Raw genomic sequence first — 25,105 nt, 5'->3', positions numbered from 1 at the left:
CTTCATCTAACCTTCATAATTGGCCCCTAATCTAGCAATATATCGTAACCTAGAGGTTCACTCGATATGCTGCTAACGAAAGAGTATGTTAACGCTGTAGACCTGGCTATATTCAAATTTTTGTTTTTAAAAACTGAAAGTAAACGTTATAAGGAATCTAGTCGTTTAATATCTAAAACGGGAGATGGCTATCTGTATGTCGCCATCGGGGTATTTGCTTTGCTATTTGAAAAAGAGCAAGGCTTAATATTTTTTACGCATGCCATCGTATTGTTTGCAATTTACCTTCCACTGTATTTAACGCTCAAACATACATTCAAGCGAGAAAGGCCATGTCAATTGCTGACCCATTATGAGTCATATATCCGCGCGTCAGATAAATTTAGCATGCCTTCAGGGCACACTTCTTCAGCTGTATTGATGGCAATGATAATTAATCAATACTACCCCGAATTTGGAGGGGTTGCCTTTGTTTGGGCAGGGTTAATTGGCTTATCAAGGGTCACTCTGGGCGTTCATTACCCCAGTGACATTTTTGCCGGCGCTATGCTAGGGCTTACAATTTCATTGATAGGAACGTTATGAAAATTTTATATGGTGTACAAGGGACAGGAAACGGTCATATCACAAGAGCTAGAGCAATGGCGGCTTGTTTTAATGCCAAAGGCATAGAGGTTGACTACTTATTCTCTGGTCGAGAAGATGATCAATATTTCGACATGGATGTTTTTGGTCGCTATCAAACATATCGAGGACTTTCCTTTTCAACTGTAGCGGGCAAAGTATCCCTTTGGCAAAGTGCAAAGAAACTTAAGTTTGGTCAGTTTCTTGCTGATGTTAGGTCACTTGATGTGACACAGTATGACCTTGTATTGAATGATTTTGAACCGGTATCGGCTTGGGCGGCAAAAAGAGCGAATAAACAAGTCATCAATATTTCGCACCAAGCAGCTTTTAATGATCCTTCAGTACCTATTGAATCAAATTCATGGCTACATCGTTGGTTTATTAAAATGTTTGCGCCAGCAAACTTATCCTTGGGTGTTCATTGGCAACCGTTTGGTGGGACAATTTTACCACCCTTTGTCGAGGTTGAGCGTGTTGATAGGCATGCTGAAAGTTTCTACTTAGTGTATTTACCATTTGAAAAACTCGAAGAAATAACGGCATTGCTTAGCTTGTTTATTGATGAAGACTTCGTTATCTATCATCCTGATGTAAAGCATAAATACCAGGTTGAGAACTGTTATTTTAATCCACTTAACCGTCATCAGTTTTTACATGACTTACAGCAATGTAATGGTGCGATATGTAACGCAGGATTTGAATTGTCTAGTGAGGCATTAACACTTGGTAAAAAACTACTTGTGAAACCATTAAATGGTCAATTTGAACAAGCGTCAAATGCAAGGGTACTAGAACAAATGAAAGCCGCAAGTGTTATGGAGTCTTTAAATGAGCATGCGGTTGACCAATGGTTAGGAGTCAAAACGTCCACGATGGTCAATTTTCCAAGTGATCCATCGCCATTAATTGAGTGGTTGTTAGAAGGAAATTACGACCAACCAGAACGGTTGTGTGAGCGTTTGTGGCAACAAGTGTAAACGCTCATCGCTACTTTATTTTACTTGCCCTAATAAAAGCATTATAAGAGATTTTTGGTCAGGGAAGCCCGTGGCTGGAAGACCATTTTGTTCTTGAAACTTCTTAAGTGCTGACTGACTCTTTGTATTAAAGGTTTTGTTATCGCTATTTGCTAAGTACTCCAAACTGTTTAACTTTTTATGAATAGCGTCAATAGTTTGTTGATAGAGATAGACGCTTTGTCCTTCGACCTCAACCTTAATTAATGCTGTTTGCGCTGATTGTTTGGTAGGGGCTAAAAACCTTAAAACTTTGATTGTCGCCAATAGGAAACTGTCGTCAGGCGTGTTTTTGCATGCCTTATAAACGAGGCTCGCCATCGTTTCGCTCGTTTGCCAAGGTGTAAGGTCAAAGGTTTGATTATTCGTTTGATTTTGGCCGCTTACATATCCATCTAGCCACCCAATAAAAACATATGCGTCGCGTGAATTTTGCTCCCAAGCGTTTGTATAGACTTTACATTGCTGAGCACCAGCTCCATCTATTGCAAATTGCCCGTTGTCATCGGCACTTTGCGCTGATAAGGCTAATAAAAGGCCACTTAGTGCAAAGGGTAAAAGCTTAATTTTTAACATAAATATCGTCCGTTGAATGTTATTGCTGTTAGTCTATCTGGGTTTTTGAAATGTGTGCAAGCAATTTATTGAGATATCGTTTAGTGTTGGAATATTTTACACCCCGAGAAAGCACAGCTACTATAGCCCTTGTATTATCTAGGGTCCTGGTTCTGGAATATTTATTGCTTAAACCACCGCAGGATTTACTAAAGGAATAGAGTTAATGAATACCAAGAAAACACTTCCCCTTCTTGTCGCAGGATTGATAGCGGCTTCTCCAGCAATGGCTGACGTGATTACCCCCGTAACGGATGGTGTAATATTGTCAGATATTCTTACACTTAACGGTACAACGGGTATCGATGTTACGAATATTAACTTCAGTGCGACAGCAGTAGCAGCAGGTACCTACAATGGCGACACTGGTATTGTTGGTTTACCAAGTCCAGGTATTGTATTAAGTACAGGAAATGTAAACGACCTTAATAATCCATTTAATGGTGGAGGTCCAGATGGTCCAGGTGACTGTGAGGGTGAAGAGTGTGAGATTCCTGATTTTCCATGTGAAGACGAGGTCTGTGAATTTGGTCCGGTAGGCCCTCAACCTGTAGCTTTTAACGCCGCTCCAGCTGTATTGGCTGGCCCTTTAGGCACTAACACTATTATTTCATCAGGCTCAGCAGCGACGTCAGCGCAAGAGGCGTTACTCGATCCAATTACGTCAGGCAATACACCAGGCTTTCAACACAATGACGTTGCTCAGTTAACAATTACATTTGATGTAGATGCTAATACGGATACCGTGTCATTCCTAGGCGCATTCGGTTCAAATGAATTCCCTAACTTTGTAGGTTCAGGTTTTATTGATGGTTTTGGTTTGTACTTAAATGGTCAAAACTATGCGGCCGTGCAAGAGAGCGGCGCTGCACCTGAAGATACACCTTTAGCTGTAAATATTAATCACCCTGACATGGACTTTTTAGAAGGTGCGCCTTTTGGCGGTGTGCTTCAACCAAATGGCAATCCATTGTTACGCTTTGATATTCCAGTAGTGCCAGGTTCTACTGGCAATGTTTTTGATATTATCATTGCTGATACAGGTGATAGTGCTGTTGACTCTGCTGTTTTCTTAGCAGCATTTGGTGGTGAAGGACAAAGTGAATTTATTCCAATTTTACCAAATAACGGTGAACCAGATGAGAATGGCGCGTTTAACTTCGATTTACCGCCTGTGCCAGAAGGTACGATTTGGATTGACCCTGTGGTTTCAGTTGGCTACGCATATGCGATTACTGATGGTTACTTTACTGAAGTAACAATGCCTTCGCTCGCTTCTGTTAACGATATCGACGGTTACGAGCTTTGGGTGAACGGGTTATTCGTTGCAACGTTAATGGCCGGTGATAGCTACTTCTGGGATTTAAGTGATATGGTTAGTGCGTTCGAAATTCGTGGCATCAACCCAAGCTTAGAGCTAGATCCAAATGATGATTTGGCATTTGTTACTGGTATCAATTACGGTGGTGTACAAGGCCAATCAACAAATGTCTCAATGACCGCAATCACATTTGATACGGATTCGGTCTCTGTGCCTGAGCCATCAACACTCGTATTGTTTGGAACAATGTTAATGCTACTAGGCTTTCGCCGTAAAGCTAAATAGGCGCTAGTACTAATCAAAAAAGGCTAACCTTAGGTTAGCCTTTTTTATGTCTAATTTTCGTTTCTTTTTAATAAAAGAATACGCTAGATGACAATATGCATTGAACATTAAGGCGGGGCCTCGTATTGGCTCTCATATGGTCCTTACGGCACAAAGGTCTTTTCAAACCATATTAGGATTACGAAGCTAGTCTTTGAGAAAGGAAAAATACATACAAAAAAAGCCTCAATGATGAGGCTTTTTTATGATCACTAGAAGAGCATTAGTAACTTAGTAATTCGCCATAATAGCGCACTTTACCTAGCGCAGCCTGACTACCTTTTAGAGAGAAATCATAACCACACAATTTAAAACTGCCGCGTTTTGCAAGTTGATTTACTAGGCTATGGCTATCAAGCGGTGAAAATACTGCAAAATACTGTGAGTTGTTTTTCACCATAACTTGAGATGTTCGAACACTTTGTTTGTTATTAAATGTTAGTTCTTTACAGCTTTCATCACCTTCGGCCGTAGTTATGTTCCATAACTCCGTGCGCAACGTATCGTCGGCTTGCCATGAAATAACAATGCCTTGGAATGGGTTTGAGGCAACGCTAAAGCCATCACTAAGCTCTACAATGTTGGATTGTTCTAAGTAATCTTGTGTTACCAACGGCTCGACTATAGGTTCAACAACTGTGTCCTGTGCAGGCTCTTGATTTGAAACGATAACGAACAAAACAGTCAACAGCGTCAAAACAGCCAGACCAATCAATAGCTTTTGTTTGTGAGCAAAAAGTAACTCTCTGACTTTTTCTCCAATATCTTCATTATTTGTGCTGTTAGATGAGGTAGGTTGGTTTAATTCGATAGACTCACTATTTGAAGTAACCCCCTCTGCCACAGGTGCCTCTGCGCTGTGCGCAGAACTCCCCACCAAAGTAGGTTCTACACGTCTTACGTTAGCACTTTGGTAGTTAGGTTGCGTCGATGATAGGTCAATGGGCCCATTGTAGCCTAAATGATATTCCAGCTCTTTTTGGTGCCCTTTAAATGTAAGCAAATAGAGTTGGCTAAGTAATGGGAGAAATAAGGCAAAATTAAAATTAGAACTCTCAGTAAATATAACAAGCAAACATGTAACGAATAACAAAGCACTTGGAAGCAGTAGTATTTTGTTCGTCAGATTTGCATCGTTACAACGACGTAAGGCGCTTAATGCACTGATACTTGTGATTGCTAGCACTAACAGTAACATGATGATTGTGTTGCCACCTAAAAGCGTGTTGAATAACACGAATAACACGACAGCACTTAATTGAATAATTGTAAAACGCTCTCTATTGTCTTTACCTTTAAGGCAGAACAAAGATTGAAGTAAAGGCAAGGTATTCTCCCAAATACGCTAAGTTATTGTTAATGAACTCTAAATGCTGGTGTCGTAATATCTTGAATTTTTATCCCTTTGAGTGTCATCACACCCTGGTATGATTCTTCACCATCACCACTAAAATGAAAATCAAAGGTACTTTGCCAAAATAAACCATCTTGTTTATTGAATTTTATGCGGCTTTTACGTCGTGCTACGTCGATAAACTGTAATTGGTTTTGTTGGCAATAGAGTAATACGTGTTTTTTCCCTACTTCAGCAATTTTTCTCAGGTAAATGAAATACCAGCAGATCAAAAAGGCGAAGAGTAAATAATAGATGTTTTCCATTGTTATAACTGCTTAACTAGCGATTAATGGCTATTTGCTCGATTAAATAATGTGCCTATAGCTTTTGACAGCATTTCGCTTCGGCATTCCGAGCGAATTGACATTAATACAATAGGTCTTAATAAAGGTATTGATACCATATCTTTAAATATTGCACCGAACAAGTTTGTATCATTTAATTTCGCTAAATTTTCTAAAAACAATATCATATTCTTTTCCGAAGCAAGCGTTTGCCAACAACGTCCAGAAATAATAATCAGAAGCTCTGCAGTAGTTGCCTGCTGGTTCTCTTCACTCTCTAATAGTGAAGAGATCAGATCAATAACGTGAGGGTGTTCTGTGCTAGAGGCTAACGCGCGCATTGCATGTTGCTTTTCCTCAAGAGACTGTGCATTTTTATAACGTGATATCAATGCATCTATGCTTGCTAGCGACAAGTGTTCGTTTTCCAACGCGCTAGCTAACACACTAAATACTTGCATCGGCAATTGAGGTATCGCTTTAACAAGCGATTGTTCGTTTTCTTTATCTTTTAGGCGCGCTGCAAAATCGGCAATACCTTGAACACCAACTGACTGCCAATCATGCCAACCTAGCTTCCCAGAAAAGTAGAGCTGCGTATGCTCATAATAACTACTTGCCGACTGTTTCAGCTCAACATTTAATTTTGCATTTAAAGACGCAAGTTTATACTGTGCTGGCGTGAAGTGGTATGGATTGCTTTTTAATAGCTCTTCTTGCTGTTCTGTTGGATCTACGGTTAGGTCATTACCGAGCGCTTCAACAATAATAGCGATAAAGTGATTTCTGGCCCCTTGATTTAACAGACCCCTTTCGTCTAATGGTAGTTTAATGAACCATATATAAGGTGCTTTCGCGTTTTTTTGCCAAAATGCACAAGCCAAATGCGCATGACCTTGCAATGGATAGGGGTAGGGTAACTGGCATTGCTCGATTTTTTCAAAATCTGTTTTAGAAATCTTATCGATACGGCGGCCAATATCATAAATGCGAAATTGACTGCCCGAGAAGGTTAGAAGATCTGAAATAGTATCTATTGTGCTCATGAAATTTAGTGCTATCAAAATTTGACGGCATTATAGATAATATCGCCCAAATTTTAAATGACCTTGCTAAGCTATTTCTCTGTGCTATGAATGAGCTCTTAACCGACATTGACAAAGATATTAATGACGACAAACCACACTTAGATATTTTATTTCAAGATGAATATTTTGTTGCGGTTGATAAACCTGCTGGACTATTTGTTCATCGAAGCTATCTTGACCGACATGAAAAGTATTTTGCACTTCAACTTGTTAGAGACCAAGTAGGGCAATATGTATATCCTGTGCATCGACTAGATAGACCGACATCAGGTGTCCTTTTGTTTGCTTTGACTGAGGAGGTTGCACGGTTGATGAATGAACAATTCTCAAGTAGACAAGTTAAAAAGACATACTATGCGCTGACTAGAGGACACTTACTTGGTGAGGGTATCGTCGATCACCCGCTAAAAGAACAGCACGATAAAATAGCAGATAAATTTGCTCAGCAAAACAAAGAGGCACAAAGTGCGGTGACTCAATATGAATCAGTTGCAACAGCAACGTTGCCAATCGCGGTAGGCAAATACCCAAGTGTTAGATACAGCTTAGTAAAACTGATGCCTGAAACAGGAAGAAAGCATCAGATACGTAGACATTTGTCGCATTTACGTTATCCAATTATTGGTGACATAAACCATGGGGATAACAAACAGAATCCATTTTTTCATCAGCACTTTGGTTTCAAACGACTGATGTTACAAGCTAAGTCACTGGCGTTTACTCATCCTATTACAGGTAACGAGGTAGTTATTGAGTCACGTTTTGATAACCAATGGCAGCAGGTTTTTACTCAGTTAGGCTGGACAATAGACGGTTAGCAATAATGGTTTAACGTGGCCCTGCTATCGTTTTTGCATTAGCGTCGAAGTGTTGCCACGCTACTTGTGTCCGATTCGTGTTTGGATCTTGCGCTCGGCTGCCACGTATATCAACAAAATAGCCCGTTTGAATGAATAAACTGTTTGCCCGTTTTTGCTCGAAAGCAAGCATCATCAGTTGATCTTGAGGCACTGAGCGATTTGCTAGTGAATAGGCGAGTCTTGCATCAGAAGTTAACTTACGTTTTTGAGCTCGCTCTTTAAATGAAGACAGCACTATAGGTGCAATTTCTGTGGTATCTGGTACTGCGTGACTGTTGATTGACGTCACTTGAGTTTGCACTACAGCACTTTGGCTATTGACGTGGTTAGTTGACTGACATGCCGTCAACAATATAAACGTAAGTAGTGCGATAGTTAATTTTATCATCTTCATAGCAATAACAACTTCAAATTTGGTGAGCTTCAATCACAAAGGATTGACTAAAAATTCTCTCTGTAGCGTTATCTGCAGGTGTTATGCCATGTTGTTTTTAATGTTTTATCTTATTGTTTTTTATGCTTAATTTATGGTGGTGTCAAAAAAATAACGAATAAAAAAGCCAGTGACAAAACACTGGCTTTCGGTTCGATTCGATTACTTAGCTTTTATTCTTCAGATACTGATCGAAGAAGGGCGTTGATACCCACTTTTGCACGTGTTTTCGCATCAACTTTCTTGACGATAATAGCAGCGTAAAGGCTGTATGTTCCGCATTTTGATGGTAAATTTCCTGAAACGACGACCGATCCTGCAGGGACACGACCGTAATGAATTTCACCTGTTTCACGGTCAAAGATACGTGTGCTTTGGCCAATGTATACACCCATTGAAATTACTGAGCCTTCCTCAACTACAACACCTTCAACAATCTCAGAGCGTGCACCAATAAAACAATTATCTTCAATAATTGTTGGACCCGCTTGTAGTGGCTCTAATACGCCACCAATACCAACACCACCAGATAAATGAACGTTCTTGCCAATTTGTGCACATGAGCCCACAGTTGCCCATGTATCAACCATGGTACCTTCATCTACGTATGCACCAATATTTATATAACTTGGCATAACAACAACGTTTTTACCTACATACGAGCCTGTACGAACTGTTGCTGGCGGTACAATACGAACACCATCAGCTTCGAACATCTCTTGGCTGTAATCATTGTATTTTAGTGGTACTTTATCAAAATATTTACTTTCACCGCCGTCTACTACTTCGTTATCCCAAATACGAAATGAAAGTAATACCGCCTTTTTCAACCATTGGTGAACAACCCATTCACCAGCAACTTTCTCAGCAACGCGCGCTGATCCATTGTTAAGCATCTCTAATGCATCTAATACCGCATTTTTTACTTCAGTTGATACTGAGTTAGGAGTAATTGACATACGTTCTTCAAACGCTGTCTCAATAATTGATTGTAATTCGCTCATTTGATTGTCCAATTAATTAAGTTATACCAAATCATCACACAGACGCTGACGAAGCTGTTCTTGTTCTACTTCAGTCAGGGTTGTGCCTTGATCATTTGATACGGTGAATACATCTTCTGCACGCTCACCAAAGGTGGTGATTTTTGCAGAGTGAATATGAATTTTTAAGTCTTGGAATACTTGTCCAATACTGGCCAATAAACCGGGTCTGTCCATCGCTATGATTTCTAGCATGGTTCTGTTTTTACTATTTGTCTTAGAGTAATTTACAACAGTATTAACAACAAACTGCTTGTTCTTCTTCGAAACAGGCTGAACAGGAATCTGTGCTGTTGACTCTTTACATAAAATACGAGTGATTGAATCAACGATTTCCTGAGCCCTATGAGTATCATCGATCGGTTTATTGCGTTGATCTAATATCACGAAAGTGTTTAGCGTGTAGCCATTTTTACTCGTTATAATTTTCGCATCGTGAATGGATAGTTTTTTATTACCAAGCAGCGCAACGGTACGAGCAAAAATATGTGGTTGTTCTTTTGTGTAGACAAATACCTCAGTTCCACCTCGATATGGCTTAGGGCTAATCAACACCATTGGGCCATCATCTTGTTTAGTGATGATATTGCGCGTGTGCCATTTTATTTGATCAGGTGTGTAACGTAAAAAATAATCTGACTTGAAGTGCTTCCAACAAGCTTTTACGTTTTCTTCTGAAAGCTCTTTCTCCGTAAGCAGCTCTAGCGCTTGTGCTTGGTTTTCGCGTATTTTTGCACGTAAATCGACTGGCTTTTCTAAACCTAATCTGAACGCCCGCTTTGTTGAGTTGTACAGCTCTTCAAGCAGGTTGGCTTTCCAACTATTCCAAAGGCTTTCATTGGTTGCTCGCATATCAGCAACGGTTAAACAATAAAGCAAGTCGAGTCGAGCCTCATCACGAACCACTTCGGCAAATTCCTTGATTACAGTCTCATCTGAAATATCTTTGCGTTGAGCTGTTACAGACATTAGTAAATGTTGTTCAACTAACCAAGCAATCATACGTCCGTCGTGTTTGTTTAAACCGTGCTCTTCGGCAAACTCAAGCGCGTCGATGGCACCTAATTTGGCGTGGTCACCACCTCGACCTTTAGCAATGTCATGGAAAATACCTGCAAAATATAGCAGTTCTGGCTTTCGAGTACGCTGCACAATTTTACTACACAGTGGAAATTCGTGATTATGTTCGGCTTGCGAAAAACGATATAGATTTTTGATTAATCGGTAGCTATGCTCGTCTACTGAGTAGGCATGGAATAAGTCAAATTGCATTTGGCCGACAATGTGACGCCATTGAGGTAAATAGGCTCCCAATATAGAGTGACGGTGCATCAAATTAAATGCTAAACCTAATCCTCTTGGATGCCTTACGAGTTCGACAAACATACGTCGACACTCTTGGTAATCATTAAGTCGAGAAATCAAACGTCGACGAGCATTACGCAATAACCTCAATGTTTCTGGGTGCAAATCTTTTACTTCAGGCGTTTGCGCTACTTTTAGAAACATCTCCATGATTTTAACGGGGCGACTAAACAGACGATTGCGCGTTATTCTCATTAACCCATCTTCAACTACAAAATCGTCATCAATTACGATTACATTCGGCGAATGTTCCTCACCAAGCAGGGTGCGTTCAAATCGATGGAGAAGCATCTTGTTAAGTTCTGCAACGCGCGCAATTAAGCGGAAAAAACGCTTCATCATTTTTTCTACCGCTTTTTTACCATGGTCGCCAAACCCCATCATTTTGGCAACATCTGCTTGGTAATCGAAAAGTAATCTATTCTCACTACGTTTCGCGACGTAATGCAATGCAAAGCGCATACGCCATAAGTAGTCTTGACACTCTAAGAGCTCATAATACTCATTTCTTGTGAGATACTCATGATCGACAAGTTCTTCCATTGAATCGGCAAGGAAGTGACGTTTGGCAACCCAGGCTATCGTTTGAATGTCTCGCAAACCACCAGGATTGGCTTTTAAATTTGGTTCGAGTGTATAGGCTGCGCCATGATATTGTTCGTGGCGCTTTTTCTGCTCGTCACGCTTAGCAATAAAAAACTTATCTGAACGCCAAAATACGTCTTGTTGTAAAAGCGGTTGGAGTTGTTCATATAAATTACGACAACCACTAATTAACCGCATTTCCATTAAGTTTGTCGCAATAGTGACATCATTAACCGCTTGCTTGAGACACTCTTGCACATCACGAACACTGTGACCGATATCTAAACGAATATCCCACAATTGCGTAATAAATTGTCCAATTTTTTCTTCTAATGCTTTGTCCACTTTCTTTTGTGTTAGCAATAAAATGTCGACATCGGAATGAGGATGGAGTTCGGCACGTCCATATCCGCCAACGGCCAATAAACTTACTTGATATTCATCTAGCTGATGTTGGCACCAAAGTTTAGATAACACTAAATCTACATATTGAGCACGGGCCCTGACGAGATTCTCAGTGTCCTGCAGGTCAAACTGTTCGAGTAGCCAATCTGAAAAATCTTTATTTTGTTGGCCAATATCTTGAATAGAAAGGGTTGGCGCAGTGATCGAGAATGTATCAAAAAAGTGTGATGGAATATAAGCGCTCATTGGATTTCTTTTATTTTTTATTTTGATGTACTGTTTATCGCAAGGTGCAGAAACAAAAAGGTACTAGTTAACTAGTACCTTTGCAATCGTATCATCTTTTCGGTGAGTTAAAATTTCACAACCCGTTTTTGTTACGACAATAGTGTGTTCCCATTGCGCTGACTTCTTACCATCAACCGTATAAACGGTCCAATTGTCTTCCTTATCTAGGATAGTGCCAGCTTTTCCTGCATTGATCATTGGCTCAATGGTAAAGCACATGCCTTCGGCCATTTTAGTTCGATCATTGTTTTTGTAATGCACGATCTGCGGCTCTTCATGGAATTCAGCCCCAATACCGTGGCCACAGTATTCTTTTACAATACCGAAACGCCCTGACTTTTTGATGAATTTTTGAATTGCTGCACCAATCTCGCCAAATGCTACACCAGGCTTTACTTTTTTAAGGCCAACATAGAGTGCTTCTTGAGTAATACGGCACAAACGACCGTCTTCAGGTGAAACATCGCCAATTAGAAACATCTTTGATGTATCGCCATGATAACCGTCTTTGATTACCGTAATATCAATATTGATGATATCACCATCTTTTAATGGTTCATCGTTTGGAATACCGTGACAGACAATATGGTTAACCGATGTACAAATTGATTTTGGAAAGCCGTGGTAATTTAAAGGTGCAGAGATAGCTTCTTGTACTTTTTCTGTGTATTCGGCACAGATCGTATTTAGCTCATCTGTTGTCACACCCGCTTTAACGTGTGGTTCAATCATTTCTAAAACGTCGGCAGCTAATCTACCGGCAACGCGCATTTTATCAATTTCTTCAGGCGTTTTGATTTTAATAGTCATGTAATTCTCTGTTTCTTTAGAAAGCAATTATGCTTTTAGCTCAAGCTTTACTGCTTCAACAATTGCGCTTGGCTTTTTCAAATAGTGATTATGGTTTAACAATACCAGATTATCATCAAACGCGATCAATAATGCAGGAATTGATTGAGTGCCAATGACCTCTTGTAAATCAAAAATGTCTTGCATGATAAATTCAGCATCTTTAGAAAATGCATCATTCTTAAACACTTTAGCTGGCGGAGACATTTTTAATTGTTGGCAAACATCCATGAGCTCGTCTTTACTGGACATAGGCAACGCATCTTCAAAATGAGACTTTTGAATCAGTTTTAAAAGTTCAAGCACTTGATGGCTCGCTTTGTTATTTGCCCAAGCGATTAGATTTGCCGCCATGGTTGAATCTGGTTCAAATGGCATAGGGTCAACATAACTAGCTGGAAAACGTTTGTTGCTGTCAGCTTCAACATTGCCAATTAACGCTTGAGCAACAGTTTGATCACCTTGGTAATGCCCACAATGCCATAAATTTATTTTCATTTCTGGGTAGGCTTTTGCAATAGCGTCGACAAGTGGCGTTGCAGCATAGCTCCAAGGGCAGTGTGAATCATAAATAAAGATCAATTCAGCGTTCATATATTCGTCATATTTCATAAGTTTAATCAGTAAGCTAGTAATTTTATCTGTTTCTCTAAAACTTGGCTATCTTCGCGCAAACAATTTTAAGAATTTATTTGTAATAAAAGGCTGTTCACAGAATAACCAATTAAATTTGCAGATTTATTGCCAAAAACAAGAAAATTACTAGTTAAAACACCTAAGTTATGATATAAAGTGCGCCGCTAAAAATACTTATCGAGATATTCGATTGAGTCTTTAGCAAAATACTTTAACCGTGCTGTCACAATAATGTGTCAGTATATATTTAAACTCACATACATCTTGCAAAGGTATACCGGGGTGCTCAAAGCATAGAAAATATGCTGCTACGAGTCGTGTATATTGGATGTATGGACGCTTAACCCCAAGAGGAAAAATCATGCCAAACGTTTCTATGCGCGATATGCTTAAAGCGGGTGTTCACTTCGGTCACAAAACACGTTACTGGAACCCGAAAATGAAGTCTTACATCTTCGGTGCTCGTGATAAAGTTCATATCATCAACTTAGAACAAACTGTTCCTATGTTCAACGAAGCATTAGCTTTCTTATCAGGCGTTAGCTCTAAGAAAGGGAAAATCTTATTCGTTGGTACAAAGCGTGCTGCTTCTGAAGCAGTTCGTGAAGCGGCAATCAAAGCTGATCAATTCTACGTAGACCACCGTTGGTTAGGTGGTATGTTGACTAACTGGAAAACTGTTCGTCAATCAATCAAGCGTTTAAAAGATCTTGAAACGCAAAGCACAGACGGTACTTTCGATGCTTTAACTAAGAAAGAAGCATTAATGCGTACTCGTGAAATGGAAAAACTTGAGAAGAGCTTAGGCGGTATCAAAAACATGGGTGGCTTACCAGACGCTATCTTCGTTATCGATGCAGACCACGAGCACATTGCTATTAAAGAAGCAAACAACTTAGGTATTCCAGTAATTGCTGTTGTTGATACTAACTCTAACCCAGATGGTGTTGACTACATCGTTCCAGGTAACGATGACGCGATTCGCGCAATCACTTTATACACTGACTCAGCTGCTAACGCAGTAATCGAAGGTCGTGAGCAGAACATCGCTGTTGCTGCTGAAAAAGACGGTTTTGTTGAAGCTGAATAAGCTGACAAAATAAACCTTTTTTAATCGTTAAAATGCGAGGCATTAGCTTCGCATTTTAGCAACTAACTCTTTTTATATTGAGGAATTTACTCATGGCAATTACTGCTGCATTAGTAAAAGAATTACGCGACCGCACTGGCGCAGGTATGATGGATTGTAAGAAAGCACTTCAGGAAACTGACGGTGATATGGAACTTGCAATTGAAAACATGCGTAAGTCTGGTCAAGCAAAAGCTGCTAAAAAAGCGGGTAACATCGCTGCTGAAGGCCAAATCATCATTAAAGATGGCGCATTAGTTGAAGTTAACTGTCAAACTGACTTCGTTGCTGGCGACGCTAACTTCTTAGCATTTGCTAACAAAGTTGCAGACGCTGCAGCTGCAGAAAAACTTTCTATCGAAGACTTACAAGCTAAGTTCGAAGAAGAGCGTATCGCATTAGTAGCTAAAATCGGTGAGAACATCAACGTTCGCCGTGTAGCATACGTTGAAGGTGCTTCAGCATCTTACAAGCACGGTGCTAAAATTGGTGTTGTTGTTGCTGGTGAAGGCGACGCAGAAACTCTTAAGCACATTGCAATGCACGTTGCTGCTTCTAAGCCAGAGTTCGTTAACCCAGAAGACGTACCAGCTGAAGTAGTTGAAAAAGAAAAAGCTATCCAAATCGATATCGCGATGAACGAAGGCAAGCCTGCTGAAATCGCTGAGAAAATGGTTACTGGTCGTATGAAGAAGTTCACTGGTGAAATTTCTTTAACTGGTCAAGCTTTCATCATGGAACCAAAGCGTACTGTTGGTGACATCTTAAAAGAGAAAGGCGTAACTGTATCAACTTTCGTTCGTTTAGAAGTTGGTGAAGGTATCGAGAAGAAAGAAGAAGACTTCGCTGCTGAAGTAGAAGCGCAAATCGCTGCTGCTAAAGGCGAATAATTTTTCCCGGCATTTGGTCGGTAAATATTCGATTTAATAAAAAGAGCTACCCATGGGTAGCTCTTTTTTAATTCGATAAAACTTATTTGGTATATTCAAGAATGTCGCCTGGCTGACAATCAAGGTACTCACAAATTGCTTCTAAGGTGTTAAACCTTACACCTTTGACTTTGCCTCGCTTTAATAGCGACAAATTAGCCTCGGTAATATCTATAGCACTTGCAAGCTCTTTTGAGCTGACTTTACGCTTGGCCATCATTACATCTAAATTAACAACGACCGGCATTAGATAAACTCACTATTTTCGGTATTAAGTTCATCGGCAGCCGTGAGCAAATGCACTAATACCGGTAAAAAGAGCAAAATAATTAAGCTAAAGGGCTCAATGCTGATATCAACCTCTTTGCCTGACGGTAATAACGTTGCAATAAATAATGGCCAAAACATTTTATATACCACGCCAAAAACCGCCAACCAGGATAAAGCTTTTAAGCTTGTCTTAGCACTTTTGCTAAAAAACAATCCTTGGCTAAATAGTTTCAAAATTCGTTGCAACATATAAACGCCTGTAAGCATTGTTACGATCACAGGGGCTATCGCCATGGTTAAATAAGTGCGCAACTCTGGGTAGCTTTGCCAAAGTGCTTGGAATTGCTTGTCTCCTAAACTAACCCATCACATGCCCGTGACACTATAGCCGTAAATTGCTATGGCGACGGTTATGCCAACTATAGCGAAAAGTACAATTCGCATAATTTGACTAACGTGTTGTAACTGTTCTTTCGATCTCATCTTGGGTTCTTATTCATTCGTGTTTGATTATTTATAACACGCATTGTTATGAGTTAACAGAAATAAATTACCTTGAAATTATATTTAATTATCGTTTTACAATAATTTTTTGTTGTTGTATTGTTTTGACGAAACTAAATAAAGGAGTTAGTAATGAATTGTGTGAAGCAATATGTGAACAAATTAATGATCTTGGGCTTTGGTATGCTACTTAGTGGCTGTCAGGTTTGGCAGTTAGCAAGCTATCAATGGAATAATGCAAATGCTGTAGCAACGTGGCCAACTGATGGAAAAGGGCAGGGAATTACTCGTGAAGTTATTCCTTTTAAACAATTGAATAATCATATTTTGGTGGATGTTAGCGTTAATGAAAGCGAGTCGTTAACCTTTGTGGTAGATACAGGTGCCGCTGCAACGGTAATTACAGAAACTGATAGAACAGACAAGTTGATGCTAAGTTTAGATAACCCAATGACTATATCGGGTGCAGGAGATGACGATGATCCTGTTGCTTACTTAGTTCATAACAATAGAGTGCAAGTTGGCCGTTTTACGATCGATAACCTTTCTGTCGTTTACGCACCAACAGAAGCTTTACCGTTTGATTCTCGTAAAGAAACCTACTTCGATGGTGTGTTAGGTGCTGACTTTTTTAATTGTTGTATTGTGGAAATTAACCATGATGAGCAAGTTATTTATTTTCAGCCCAGAACTGATGAAGTCATTGCTAACTATGTTCAACCTAATTGGCAACCACTCGATATGCAAGTGATCGGAAATACGCCGTTTTTACACACTCAGGTGACCGATAGTAAGGCCAATAAGCCAGTAAAACTTCTCGTTGATACTGGCTCTACAGGCACAGTTACATTGTTTTCTACCACGGGTAAGTTTGAAGTGCCTGAGCAACATTACGCTAGTCGTTCTTCGGGGATTAGCGGGGATTCTCAAAACTTGGTTGGTATCCTAAAAGGAATTAACTTTGGTGATTTGCAGGTGCATGATTTTCCGAGCTACTTTAGAGTGACAGGCAGTAATCCTCAATCAGGCAGTGATGGCGTACTTGGCAACCAATTGCTTAAACGGTTTAATCAGGTTTACGACTTTCAAGGACAAAAGCTTTATTTACAACAGCTTAAACAGGCGGATTTGCCTATATTAGCTGATCGTTCAGGCCTGCGTGTTTTGCCGCACGCTCACGGTGCTATCGTGAAGGATGTTTCGCCAGAGTCATATGCCGAGCGAATTGAATTAACGGTTGGCGATGTTATTACCAAAATAAACGGTAAGGTTGTTGATGTAGCAAGTCATGACGAGCTTACTGGTTACTTCAATGAACCTAATCAAAAGACCTTGTCCTTATGTTGGCTTCAGAATCAGGTTGAACAATGTGGTGAATTAGCGCTATATGACAGAATTTAGCTGGACATTTTATCGTGTAGTGCCGTTTTAGCTTAACGGCACTTCTTACTCCATTTAAGGTTTATCACTCTATTTAAGGTTTATCAGTGCAATTACAGGACATTTCTTCCATCAAAATAACTAATTTCTAACGCTCTAGGTTCAACAGCTTCAATACACCCCAAATTCACTCTAAAGTGGCCTGGATCATATGTCGTGTCATGGAATGGATATATTCCACATGTTTTGCAAAAGTAATGATTCACATCTTTGTCATTCCATTGATAACAAGAAAGGTTGTCTTTACCTGACAGTAAAGTGAACTGTTTCGGTGAAAAGCTTTGTTTAGACATGATGGCATTCTTTCGAATACATATTGAACAGTTACATTGCAATGCCTCTATGATTTCATCACATTCAATTTCAAATGTAACTTCCTTGCAATGGCAGCTTCCTAAATAACGCATAGATATGTCCCTAATAATCTTAAAATCACTTTACTGTATATAATTACAGTTATAAAATAAAGGGATAATTGATCTAGTTAGACTTTAGTCTAATAAAGTTATGTTAAAAAACGGTTATACTTAGACAAGGATAATTGAGAAGAGAACGTCATGTTTCAGCCAAAAAATATTATAATAGCTGACGACCATCCATTGTTTCGCCATGCCTTGCTTGAAACACTTAAAACAAAGTTTGTGCATACCACATGGCTAGAGGCTCAAAATGTTGAAGAACTTGAAGCTCAAGTTAAGGCGACACCTGACGCAGATCTCTTGTTGTTAGACCTTCATATTCCCGGCGCCCACGGCTTTACTAATCTCATCAATATTAGAAGCCATCATTCGCAAATTCCTGTGGTTATCATTTCTGCACACGAAGATGATGAAACGATGGCCAAAGCGCTTGAATTTGGTGCTGCTGGCTTTATCCCTAAATCAACGCCTGTTGACACTATTTATCAGGCAATTGTTGAAGTGTTGCAGGGAAATTCATGGGTGCCCGAGCACTTTAAAGAACCAGAGCAAGTCGCGGAGCAGGATATCGCAAATAGAATTGCAAGTTTAACTAACCAACAATATAAAATCTTGATGATGTTTGCCCAAGGTATGTTGAACAAGCAGATTGCTTATGATCTTAATGTCTCAGAAGCAACGATCAAGGCACATGCTACTGCAATATTTAAAAAATTAAATGTAAGAAACCGCACACAAGCGGTTATCGCAATGAATGCACTTGAATTAGATAATCAGTTTGAGCAATCCTAATTACAATAATTTACACAAAAACAGCATCTTCCTGAGGCTGAGTGACCAAAATTAACGCTTTTGGTCACATAAATGTCATAAATTAATTTTACTATTCTCGTCATATTGTTCTTGTATATGGCGCGCTATATGTCATTTGCCCTTAAGCATAAACTGTTATTTATGACGATAGCTATCGCGATATCCTTATCGCTTGTTCTAGGTTTCTTTGTGGTTAATCAAATATCACTGCAACAAGAATTAGAAGCCGAAAAGTCAGAAGTGGTGGCAAAGCAAATTTCTTCTCGCTTAACCTTCTTCGCACAATCAAGCGAACTCGCACTTGATGAGATCGTTAGAAACTGGCCAGAGAACCATCCAAATCTAGAACAATGGTTCACTAAACTAAGCTTAAGTATTTTGACTATTTTGCCTGAGCTAGAACGAATATGGTTTGTAGACCATCAATTTCAGTTGCAATGGCACGTTCCAGCACTTGCGACGCAAACTGTAAACACCATTGATTTGGATTTTTCTGAACTGCCTGAAGCTAATGCATCATTATCTCAACCGTTTTTATTATCCGATGGTACACAGGCGATCGCTATTGTAATGCCGGTAAAACAACACACTGGTATTTATGGTTGGGTTCTGGGTGTGGTCAATATAGAAGCGAGTTTATCAAAGTTAGTTAGTGAAAACCTGAGTAGTGCCTATGCGTTCACGCTATTGGATGAAAACACAACCTTGTTTGAACACGGCTCTATTGGTAAGAGTAAGGTCAATTATGACAGTCATGTTAACTTTGTTGATAGACAGCTGGGTATTAAGTTAGCGCTCAAAAATCAAGATGAGCTTCACAGTAATTACTTCATCATAGCGGCATGTTTAGTTATCTTCTTCACGCTGTTATGTAGGCTAACGTTATCTAATTGGTTGAAGGCAAGTTATAGTCAAAAGCAGTTTAAAGCGGCTTCAGATGCGTCCCTTGATGGATTACTGATCTTCACTAAAGTAGGAGAGCGTTACAAACTCAATGAGGTCAACACCGTCGCCAAGAACATGTTGCATTTAACTATTGACGATAAACTGGACTTTAATGGGTTGATTCAATTGTTGGGGGCTGATGAACATCAACTCGCTGAAAATGCGCTATCTAGATTACGAGAGGGCTTGAGTTTTGAGCGAAGCATAAAGGTTAATACGAAAAACCCAGAGCTGACTTACATCAAACTGCAGATTGTTGATACACACAATGGTATCGCCGCTACCGTGAGAGACGTCTCTGTAAGGAAGCAGGCCGAGCGAGATCTAAAAGACAGAGAGGCAAAATACAGAAGACTAGTCGATGGGTTACATGGCCATTTTTTATATAGTACTGATGGTCATGGCGAACCCGACTTTGTCAGTGCGGCAATTACGCCAATTTTGGGCTATGAGCCCAAAGAGTTCATCGATACATTTGAACAACTGTTTCCATTGTCTAATCTAAACTCACAGCGACAAGAAATTCTAAAACAAATGCGCTTAGGTAATACTCCAGAGCCTTATCTGATGGAATGTACCAATGCAAGTGGCGAGGTAAGGTTACTCGAGTTTACTGAGTCTCCTGTTATGGAGGGAGGCACTTTGGTCAAAATTGAAGGCATTGCCAAAGATGTAACCAAGGAGAAAGCACTAGCAGAGAAAGTCTCTTATCAAGCTGAGCATGATTTTTTAACTGGACTTTATAATCGTTATGCATTTGATGACAAACTCCAATATGCAACGAGCCAAGTTGAAATACATGGTAGTCACGTCACGCTTAGTTACATTGATTTAGACCAATTTAAGGTGGTCAATGATACCTGCGGTCACACAGCCGGTGATGAGCTGTTAAAACAGCTAGGTCAGCTTATCATCGCGGCGATAGACAATAAGCACATTGTCGCGCGATTGGGTGGCGATGAGTTTGGGATTATCTTTATCGATTGCTGTGTTGATGAAGCTAAGCATCACCTTAAAGCTCTTTTACAACAATTACGTGACTTTCGCTTCGTGTGGGAAGAACAAGTTTTTCAAATCTCAGCAAGCGTTGGTGTAACGGTTGTCAACTCCGCACAAAGTACTCAAGAGCTAATGAAGCAGGCGGACGTCGCTTGTTATGCTGCAAAAGATGCAGGACGGAATCGAATTAATGTATACAGCGCTCAAGACTCTGAACTGAATTATTTAGAAGCCGGTATTGGGTGGGTATCTCGCATTCAACAGGCATTAGATGAGAATCGATTTGAGCTTTATGTCCAGCCCATTGAAGCAATAGGAAAAACAGTTTCCACTGGCTTGCATTATGAAGTGTTGTTACGAATGCTTGATGAACAAGGTCAACTGATAAGTCCTGCTCAATTTATTCCCGCAGCTGAACGATTTAATCTAATGACAGATATAGATAAATGGGTAGTAAACAATGTGTTATTGCAATTAAAGCGTGCTCCTAAACTGCTTAAGCAGACACAAAAATGCGCAATTAATTTATCTGGCACTAGCATTATTGATGATAGCTTTGCCGATGACATTATAGAAACCCTAAAAAGCCTTGAAATACCGGCTAAAAAAATATGTTTCGAAATTACTGAAACTGCCGCCGTGACTAAACTTAGCCAAGCTAATGCTTTCATTGATAAATTGCGTGAGTTTGGTTGTCATTTCGCGCTTGATGACTTTGGTGTAGGGATGTGCTCCTTTGCTTACTTGAAAAACCTTCCGGTTGACATCATCAAGATTGATGGAAGTTTTGTGAAAAATGTATGCCAAAACAGTGAAAATAAGGCTATTGTCAGTGCTATCAATGATATTGCGTCAGCATTAGGCAAGCTCACTATCGCCAAATTTGTCGGCGATCAAGCCACAAAACACTTGCTGGCTGATATCGGAATAAATTATGCGCAAGGCTTTGCTATTGCTAAACCGTTGCCACTGATGGAGCTTGAACGTAACATTTCAACGCGTGAACATTACAAGCCACATGTTGCATAAACCTGTGGCTTTGTTGGTGTTTATTGTTAGTTACCATAGTTGGATGATAGCTTCTTGGCTAACATTGCGCTCATCATGGCTCTAAGGGAGGCTGGTTTTACTACCTTTCGCATAAAGCCAACATCTGCTTCATCGGCTTTATCTTCAATACCATCTTCCGTTGCCGCCGTTAATAAAATAGCCGGTAGATAGTGAGGGTAATTTTCACGCAATGTTGCGATAACTTCTAAGCCATTGTCAGTTGGTGATAACTGGTAATCGGCTAAAACAATATCAATGATGTCACTGTCTTTGTTAAACGTTTCTATGGCTTGTGCTCTCGTATTACAGGCAATTACCTTACACTGCCATGCCGTTAATAATTCAACCATACCGTTTAGCACGCCGTGATCATCATCGACACATAATACCGTTACGCCACTAAAGTTATTTGCTTTACTTGCAACAGGTGAGGCGATTGGCGCAACACGCGGCGTCGCACGTTCAACAATTATTGAGAAGTTCGCTCCTTTACCTTCGACCGATTGTAATCCAATAGGCGCCTTAATGATTTCACCAATACCTTGAGTGATATTTAAACCCAAGCCTAACCCTTTCGCCGATTCACCTTGAGCGTCATGCAGTTGCGTAAATTGTTCAAATACAGCGACTTGTTGCTCTTTAGCAATACCAGGACCATTATCAATTACGTGAATGACAACGTGTTGACCTTGCCGCTTTGCACCTAACAACACTCGCCCAGGACCCGCGTAACGTAAGGCGTTACCTAATAGGTTTTGTACCATGCGTCGCAACAAGAACTTATCGCTGTAAATCCAGAGTTTAGTTTGTTGAATGTGAATAGCGACATAGTGTTGCTGGGCCAACATGGTAAATTCTTTTTTGAGCTCTTCAAATAATTCGTTCAATGAGAATGCTTGGAAGTTTGGTTTTATATTTCCGCTTTCAATGCGGGCTATTTCAGCGAGATCAGAAATTAAGTTACTTGCAGTTCGCAAGGAAGCGTCAATGTTTTTCACTTGTCGATACTGAGCCGCAGTCAGGTTATTTTGATGTGATAATGCCTCAGTGAATAATCGTGCTGCTTCTAATGGCTGCATTAGGTCGTGGCTACAGGCTTTTAGATAGAGGCTTTTCTTTTGGTGAGCTTGCTCAGCTTTCTCTCGGGCTTTGGCAAGCTCATCATTGGTTTGTGCAAGTTTTACAGTGCGTTCGTTAACTAAGACTTCTAAATCAGTATTTGCATCTTTTAACACCCGTTCAGCTTCGCGGTAGGCCGTAATATCAGAAAACATCATAACAAATCCTCCATTAGGCAGAGGGTTGCCTTCTATCCTTATTACTTGTCCATCGGCATAAATGCGCTCTGAGCTATGCTGAGTGCCTTTTTTTAGATGGTTAATTCGCTTAGTTACATGCTCTTCAATCTCGCCAGGTCCACATAAGCCGCGCTCAACGTTAAATCGAATTAGATTAGCAATGTCACAGCCGGTATAGATAAGTTCTTCTGGGTAATTAAATAACGTTAAATATTTTCTATTCCACGCGACGAGCTTCAACTCGTTATCAATAATTGAAATCCCTTCGCTGGCATGTTCAATCGCACTTTGAACTAAATTTTGACTAAATTGTTGGCGTTGGCTAGACGCATCCTCAACCAGTTGAGCTAATTCATCTAACGCGATATCACGACCTTCAATCGCAGATGTCAAAACAAGCTGTGCTGATTGTGTTCCCATAACACTCGCTAGCGTCTGTTCAGTGTGCTGCAACAGCGCTTGATAATATTGGTCAGTCTTTGGTGTTAACTCACTGTTGTCAGATGCGAAGTTGGTAAAACTTTGCTTTGCTTTTTGCTCGCCAACAAAGCGAGAAACAAGGACTTCTAACTCGTTGATATTAATAATACGTTTATTATAGGTACTGTATTCTTCTTGCTCTTGCCACTTGATAAATATCGACGCTTGGACACGCTCTTGAACACTTTGTCGACTGATTTGAGAAACCAGCCACATTAACAGTACGTTTGCTCCTAAGCTTATTAATGTCGCATCAGTTGTTGCTGGTAAAAAAGTCTCACTAAAAGGCTGTGGGTAAAAGCCCATTTGAGGCATGAAATTTAAGATTAGCCAGAGCATAAAGCCAACGATTATCCCAGCATACACACCAATTAAATTGGCACTTCGCCAATAGAAAGCCGCAAGTAATGCCGGTGTTAATTGGGCAAACGCACCAAATGCTATTTCACCAAGTGATGACAGTGTTTCAGGGGTCGTTAATAAAAAGACTGTGTAGCCAAGTAAAATAATCACCAAAACAATAGTCTTGCGGATATTGAGGAGTTTTTGCTGGAAAGTCTCAAATTCCTGAGCGTGATTGTTTTGGTTTTTAAATAAGTGAGGAAAGACAATTTCATTTGAGATCATGGTTGATAGTGCGATCGCTGAGATAATAACCATGGAACTTGCAGCAGAGATTGCGCCTAAAAATGCTAATAGTGTCAGCCAAAATTGATCTTTGACTGTGGGTAGAAACAACACATAAGCGTCGCTCGGTATTGTGTTACCCAAGTAGTAATTACCAGCCAAACCTAAAGGGATAGCAAAAAGTGCGAAAATGATTAAATAAAGTGGAAAAACTTTTCGACTAAGTGCTGTATGACGTTTGTCTTTTAATTCAACTACCATGACCTGAAACTGGCGAGGTAGCGATAAAAATGCTGCACTTACAATCACGAGCATGGCAATTAAGCTAGTCAGGTTTGGAAATGTAAGTTGTTGATTAAGCTTTTCATTTGCTCGTGTTTGTTGCCATAACTCCATTGGTGAATCGAATAAGAAAAACAATGCAAAAATACCAAGTACAGCAAATGCCGCGACTTTTATTAGCGACTCAAATGCAATGGCGAGCATGGCGCCAGGATGGCGCTCAGTAACGTCAATCTGACGAATACCGAAAATAATGGTAAAAATAGCTAAAACCAGTGCCACGATTAATCCAAACCAACCGTCATGTTGATAGGGTTGTACCTGTAATTGTTGGAATGAATAAACAATCGCTTTTAACTGCAAAGCCAAGTAGGGAAGGGTGCCAATTAGCGCTACAACGGTTACAACAATGGCTAGGTTGTGTGATTTTCCAAATCGTGCTGCAAGTAAATCTGCAATAGATGTCAAATTGAGTTTAATACTGACATCGATAATCCGCTGCAATAACGGCCATGCAAAAATAAATAGTAAAATTGGCCCAAGGTAAATAGGAATGTGAGACAGAAAGTTGCTTGAAGCTTGGCCTGTCGTTCCAAGAAAGCTCCATGATGTGCAGTAAACACCTAGGGTCAACGCGTAGATGATAGGTTGAAATTTTTCTGAAATAAGGTGGCGATTTTTATCACCCCAATAGGCAATGTAAAATAAAAAGCCGATATAGACAAAACAAAGAGTAACGAGTTGCCAGTTTGCGAACATAAATATGCCTTTGGGAATTACATCTA

The 25,105-nt window shown here is 40.0% G+C and carries 22 protein-coding genes; 9 read left to right on the top strand and 13 right to left on the bottom strand.

Features of this window, described 5'->3' with window-relative positions; genetic code table 11:
* Nucleotides 1-66 precede the first annotated feature (66 nt).
* Both QQK05_RS09010 and QQK05_RS09005 read left to right on the top strand, forming a co-directional pair.
* Entirely contained in the window at nucleotides 67-585 is a 519-nt protein-coding gene (locus QQK05_RS09010) for a phosphatase PAP2 family protein (protein ID WP_284297764.1), read from the top strand.
* Entirely contained in the window at nucleotides 582-1,604 is a 1,023-nt protein-coding gene (locus QQK05_RS09005) for an MJ1255/VC2487 family glycosyltransferase (RefSeq protein ID WP_284297762.1), read from the top strand. Before QQK05_RS09010 ends, QQK05_RS09005 begins: the two co-directional genes overlap by 4 nt.
* A gap of 15 nt (nucleotides 1,605-1,619) precedes the next feature.
* On the opposite strand, the gene QQK05_RS09000 is transcribed toward QQK05_RS09005, so the two are convergent.
* Complete coding sequence (locus QQK05_RS09000) at nucleotides 1,620-2,219, bottom strand: peptidoglycan-binding domain-containing protein (RefSeq protein WP_284297760.1); 600 nt, start codon at nucleotides 2,217-2,219, stop codon at nucleotides 1,620-1,622.
* Between the two features lie 205 nt (nucleotides 2,220-2,424).
* On the opposite strand from QQK05_RS09000, the gene QQK05_RS08995 reads away from it, so the two are divergent.
* Nucleotides 2,425-3,864, top strand: coding sequence for a choice-of-anchor L family PEP-CTERM protein (locus QQK05_RS08995; RefSeq protein WP_284297758.1), 1,440 nt, complete (start codon nucleotides 2,425-2,427; stop codon nucleotides 3,862-3,864).
* A 262-nt stretch (nucleotides 3,865-4,126) separates the two neighbouring features.
* Here the strand turns inward: QQK05_RS08995 and QQK05_RS08990 are convergent, their stop codons facing one another.
* Genes QQK05_RS08990 through QQK05_RS08980 form a run of 3 tightly spaced genes read right to left on the bottom strand, consistent with a single transcriptional unit; the run spans nucleotide 4,127 to nucleotide 6,629 of the window.
* Nucleotides 4,127-5,230: a hypothetical protein gene (locus QQK05_RS08990; RefSeq protein WP_284297756.1), complete on the bottom strand. Its 1,104-nt coding sequence runs from the start codon at nucleotides 5,228-5,230 to the stop codon at nucleotides 4,127-4,129.
* A gap of 29 nt (nucleotides 5,231-5,259) precedes the next feature.
* On the bottom strand, nucleotides 5,260-5,562 hold the full coding sequence (locus QQK05_RS08985; RefSeq protein WP_284297754.1) for a DUF3301 domain-containing protein: 303 nt from the start codon (nucleotides 5,560-5,562) through the stop codon (nucleotides 5,260-5,262).
* 23 nt (nucleotides 5,563-5,585) lie between these two features.
* Nucleotides 5,586-6,629 (bottom strand): DUF3549 family protein, encoded by a 1,044-nt coding sequence (locus QQK05_RS08980; RefSeq protein ID WP_284297753.1) that lies wholly within the window; start codon nucleotides 6,627-6,629, stop codon nucleotides 5,586-5,588.
* A gap of 86 nt (nucleotides 6,630-6,715) precedes the next feature.
* On the opposite strand from QQK05_RS08980, the gene truC reads away from it, so the two are divergent.
* Entirely contained in the window at nucleotides 6,716-7,489 is a 774-nt protein-coding gene (gene truC / locus QQK05_RS08975) for a tRNA pseudouridine(65) synthase TruC (RefSeq protein WP_284297751.1), read from the top strand.
* A 10-nt stretch (nucleotides 7,490-7,499) separates the two neighbouring features.
* On the opposite strand, the gene QQK05_RS08970 is transcribed toward truC, so the two are convergent.
* The 5 genes from QQK05_RS08970 to QQK05_RS08950 all read right to left on the bottom strand — a co-directional run bounded on the left by QQK05_RS08970 (nucleotide 7,500) and on the right by QQK05_RS08950 (nucleotide 13,093).
* A complete protein-coding gene (locus QQK05_RS08970) occupies nucleotides 7,500-7,925 on the bottom strand; it encodes a hypothetical protein (RefSeq protein WP_284297749.1) in 426 nt (141 codons plus the stop codon).
* Between the two features lie 212 nt (nucleotides 7,926-8,137).
* On the bottom strand, nucleotides 8,138-8,968 hold the full coding sequence (gene dapD, locus QQK05_RS08965; RefSeq protein WP_284297747.1) for a 2,3,4,5-tetrahydropyridine-2,6-dicarboxylate N-succinyltransferase: 831 nt from the start codon (nucleotides 8,966-8,968) through the stop codon (nucleotides 8,138-8,140).
* A 21-nt stretch (nucleotides 8,969-8,989) separates the two neighbouring features.
* Nucleotides 8,990-11,608 carry a [protein-PII] uridylyltransferase gene (gene glnD / locus QQK05_RS08960; RefSeq protein WP_284297745.1) on the bottom strand — a complete coding sequence of 873 codons (2,619 nt, stop codon included), beginning with the start codon at nucleotides 11,606-11,608 and terminating at the stop codon, nucleotides 8,990-8,992.
* Nucleotides 11,609-11,671: 63 nt separating this feature from the next.
* Entirely contained in the window at nucleotides 11,672-12,460 is a 789-nt protein-coding gene (gene map / locus QQK05_RS08955; RefSeq protein ID WP_284297743.1) for a type I methionyl aminopeptidase, read from the bottom strand.
* Nucleotides 12,461-12,487: 27 nt separating this feature from the next.
* Entirely contained in the window at nucleotides 12,488-13,093 is a 606-nt protein-coding gene (locus QQK05_RS08950) for a hypothetical protein (protein WP_284297741.1), read from the bottom strand.
* A gap of 403 nt (nucleotides 13,094-13,496) precedes the next feature.
* On the opposite strand from QQK05_RS08950, the gene rpsB reads away from it, so the two are divergent.
* Both rpsB and tsf read left to right on the top strand, forming a co-directional pair.
* Nucleotides 13,497-14,225 (top strand): 30S ribosomal protein S2, encoded by a 729-nt coding sequence (gene rpsB / locus QQK05_RS08945; RefSeq protein ID WP_284297739.1) that lies wholly within the window; start codon nucleotides 13,497-13,499, stop codon nucleotides 14,223-14,225.
* A gap of 92 nt (nucleotides 14,226-14,317) precedes the next feature.
* The gene (tsf, locus tag QQK05_RS08940) at nucleotides 14,318-15,154 is read left to right on the top strand and encodes a translation elongation factor Ts (protein ID WP_284297737.1); all 837 of its coding nucleotides are present in this window, start codon (nucleotides 14,318-14,320) and stop codon (nucleotides 15,152-15,154) included.
* Between the two features lie 82 nt (nucleotides 15,155-15,236).
* On the opposite strand, the gene QQK05_RS08935 is transcribed toward tsf, so the two are convergent.
* Entirely contained in the window at nucleotides 15,237-15,440 is a 204-nt protein-coding gene (locus QQK05_RS08935; protein ID WP_284297735.1) for a helix-turn-helix domain-containing protein, read from the bottom strand.
* Nucleotides 15,440-15,775: a DUF2975 domain-containing protein gene (locus tag QQK05_RS08930; RefSeq protein WP_284297733.1), complete on the bottom strand. Its 336-nt coding sequence runs from the start codon at nucleotides 15,773-15,775 to the stop codon at nucleotides 15,440-15,442. Before QQK05_RS08930 ends, QQK05_RS08935 begins: the two co-directional genes overlap by 1 nt.
* Nucleotides 15,776-16,099: 324 nt before the next feature.
* Here QQK05_RS08930 and QQK05_RS08925 point away from each other — a divergent pair, with 324 nt between their 5' ends.
* Entirely contained in the window at nucleotides 16,100-17,368 is a 1,269-nt protein-coding gene (locus tag QQK05_RS08925) for an aspartyl protease family protein (RefSeq protein WP_284297731.1), read from the top strand.
* A 92-nt stretch (nucleotides 17,369-17,460) separates the two neighbouring features.
* Here the strand turns inward: QQK05_RS08925 and QQK05_RS08920 are convergent, their stop codons facing one another.
* Nucleotides 17,461-17,814 carry a GFA family protein gene (locus QQK05_RS08920; protein WP_284297729.1) on the bottom strand — a complete coding sequence of 118 codons (354 nt, stop codon included), beginning with the start codon at nucleotides 17,812-17,814 and terminating at the stop codon, nucleotides 17,461-17,463.
* 150 nt (nucleotides 17,815-17,964) lie between these two features.
* Here QQK05_RS08920 and QQK05_RS08915 point away from each other — a divergent pair, with 150 nt between their 5' ends.
* Both QQK05_RS08915 and QQK05_RS08910 read left to right on the top strand, forming a co-directional pair.
* Nucleotides 17,965-18,618 carry a response regulator gene (locus QQK05_RS08915; protein WP_284297728.1) on the top strand — a complete coding sequence of 218 codons (654 nt, stop codon included), beginning with the start codon at nucleotides 17,965-17,967 and terminating at the stop codon, nucleotides 18,616-18,618.
* Nucleotides 18,619-18,747: 129 nt separating this feature from the next.
* Nucleotides 18,748-21,612, top strand: a complete 2,865-nt coding sequence (locus QQK05_RS08910; protein ID WP_284297726.1) for a sensor domain-containing protein — start codon at nucleotides 18,748-18,750, stop codon at nucleotides 21,610-21,612.
* A gap of 26 nt (nucleotides 21,613-21,638) precedes the next feature.
* On the opposite strand, the gene QQK05_RS08905 is transcribed toward QQK05_RS08910, so the two are convergent.
* Nucleotides 21,639-25,079, bottom strand: a complete 3,441-nt coding sequence (locus QQK05_RS08905) for a hybrid sensor histidine kinase/response regulator (protein ID WP_284297724.1) — start codon at nucleotides 25,077-25,079, stop codon at nucleotides 21,639-21,641.
* Nucleotides 25,080-25,105 lie beyond the last annotated feature (26 nt).

The organism is Thalassotalea loyana (assembly GCF_030161435.1).
GTDB lineage: Bacteria > Pseudomonadota > Gammaproteobacteria > Enterobacterales > Alteromonadaceae > Thalassotalea_G > Thalassotalea_G loyana.
Note: the sequence above shows the minus strand (reverse complement) of the source record. Positions and strands in the feature narration are given on the sequence as shown.

What these genes read in the sequence shown, in the direction of transcription:
- QQK05_RS08915 (WP_284297728.1), top strand. Translation starts at nt 17,965, where the DNA reads ATGTTTCAGCCAAAAAATATTATAATAGCTGACGACCATCCATTGTTT.
- QQK05_RS08905 (WP_284297724.1), bottom strand. Translation starts at nt 25,079, where the DNA reads ATGTTCGCAAACTGGCAACTCGTTACTCTTTGTTTTGTCTATATCGGC.
- QQK05_RS08985 (WP_284297754.1), bottom strand. Translation starts at nt 5,562, where the DNA reads ATGGAAAACATCTATTATTTACTCTTCGCCTTTTTGATCTGCTGGTAT.
- QQK05_RS08925 (WP_284297731.1), top strand. Translation starts at nt 16,100, where the DNA reads ATGAATTGTGTGAAGCAATATGTGAACAAATTAATGATCTTGGGCTTT.
- QQK05_RS08970 (WP_284297749.1), bottom strand. Translation starts at nt 7,925, where the DNA reads ATGAAGATGATAAAATTAACTATCGCACTACTTACGTTTATATTGTTG.
- map (WP_284297743.1), bottom strand. Translation starts at nt 12,460, where the DNA reads ATGACTATTAAAATCAAAACGCCTGAAGAAATTGATAAAATGCGCGTT.
- tsf (WP_284297737.1), top strand. Translation starts at nt 14,318, where the DNA reads ATGGCAATTACTGCTGCATTAGTAAAAGAATTACGCGACCGCACTGGC.
- rpsB (WP_284297739.1), top strand. Translation starts at nt 13,497, where the DNA reads ATGCCAAACGTTTCTATGCGCGATATGCTTAAAGCGGGTGTTCACTTC.
- glnD (WP_284297745.1), bottom strand. Translation starts at nt 11,608, where the DNA reads ATGAGCGCTTATATTCCATCACACTTTTTTGATACATTCTCGATCACT.
- QQK05_RS08980 (WP_284297753.1), bottom strand. Translation starts at nt 6,629, where the DNA reads ATGAGCACAATAGATACTATTTCAGATCTTCTAACCTTCTCGGGCAGT.
- QQK05_RS09005 (WP_284297762.1), top strand. Translation starts at nt 582, where the DNA reads ATGAAAATTTTATATGGTGTACAAGGGACAGGAAACGGTCATATCACA.
- QQK05_RS09000 (WP_284297760.1), bottom strand. Translation starts at nt 2,219, where the DNA reads ATGTTAAAAATTAAGCTTTTACCCTTTGCACTAAGTGGCCTTTTATTA.
- QQK05_RS08920 (WP_284297729.1), bottom strand. Translation starts at nt 17,814, where the DNA reads ATGCGTTATTTAGGAAGCTGCCATTGCAAGGAAGTTACATTTGAAATT.
- truC (WP_284297751.1), top strand. Translation starts at nt 6,716, where the DNA reads ATGAATGAGCTCTTAACCGACATTGACAAAGATATTAATGACGACAAA.
- QQK05_RS08995 (WP_284297758.1), top strand. Translation starts at nt 2,425, where the DNA reads ATGAATACCAAGAAAACACTTCCCCTTCTTGTCGCAGGATTGATAGCG.
- QQK05_RS09010 (WP_284297764.1), top strand. Translation starts at nt 67, where the DNA reads ATGCTGCTAACGAAAGAGTATGTTAACGCTGTAGACCTGGCTATATTC.
- dapD (WP_284297747.1), bottom strand. Translation starts at nt 8,968, where the DNA reads ATGAGCGAATTACAATCAATTATTGAGACAGCGTTTGAAGAACGTATG.
- QQK05_RS08910 (WP_284297726.1), top strand. Translation starts at nt 18,748, where the DNA reads ATGTCATTTGCCCTTAAGCATAAACTGTTATTTATGACGATAGCTATC.
- QQK05_RS08935 (WP_284297735.1), bottom strand. Translation starts at nt 15,440, where the DNA reads ATGCCGGTCGTTGTTAATTTAGATGTAATGATGGCCAAGCGTAAAGTC.
- QQK05_RS08950 (WP_284297741.1), bottom strand. Translation starts at nt 13,093, where the DNA reads ATGAACGCTGAATTGATCTTTATTTATGATTCACACTGCCCTTGGAGC.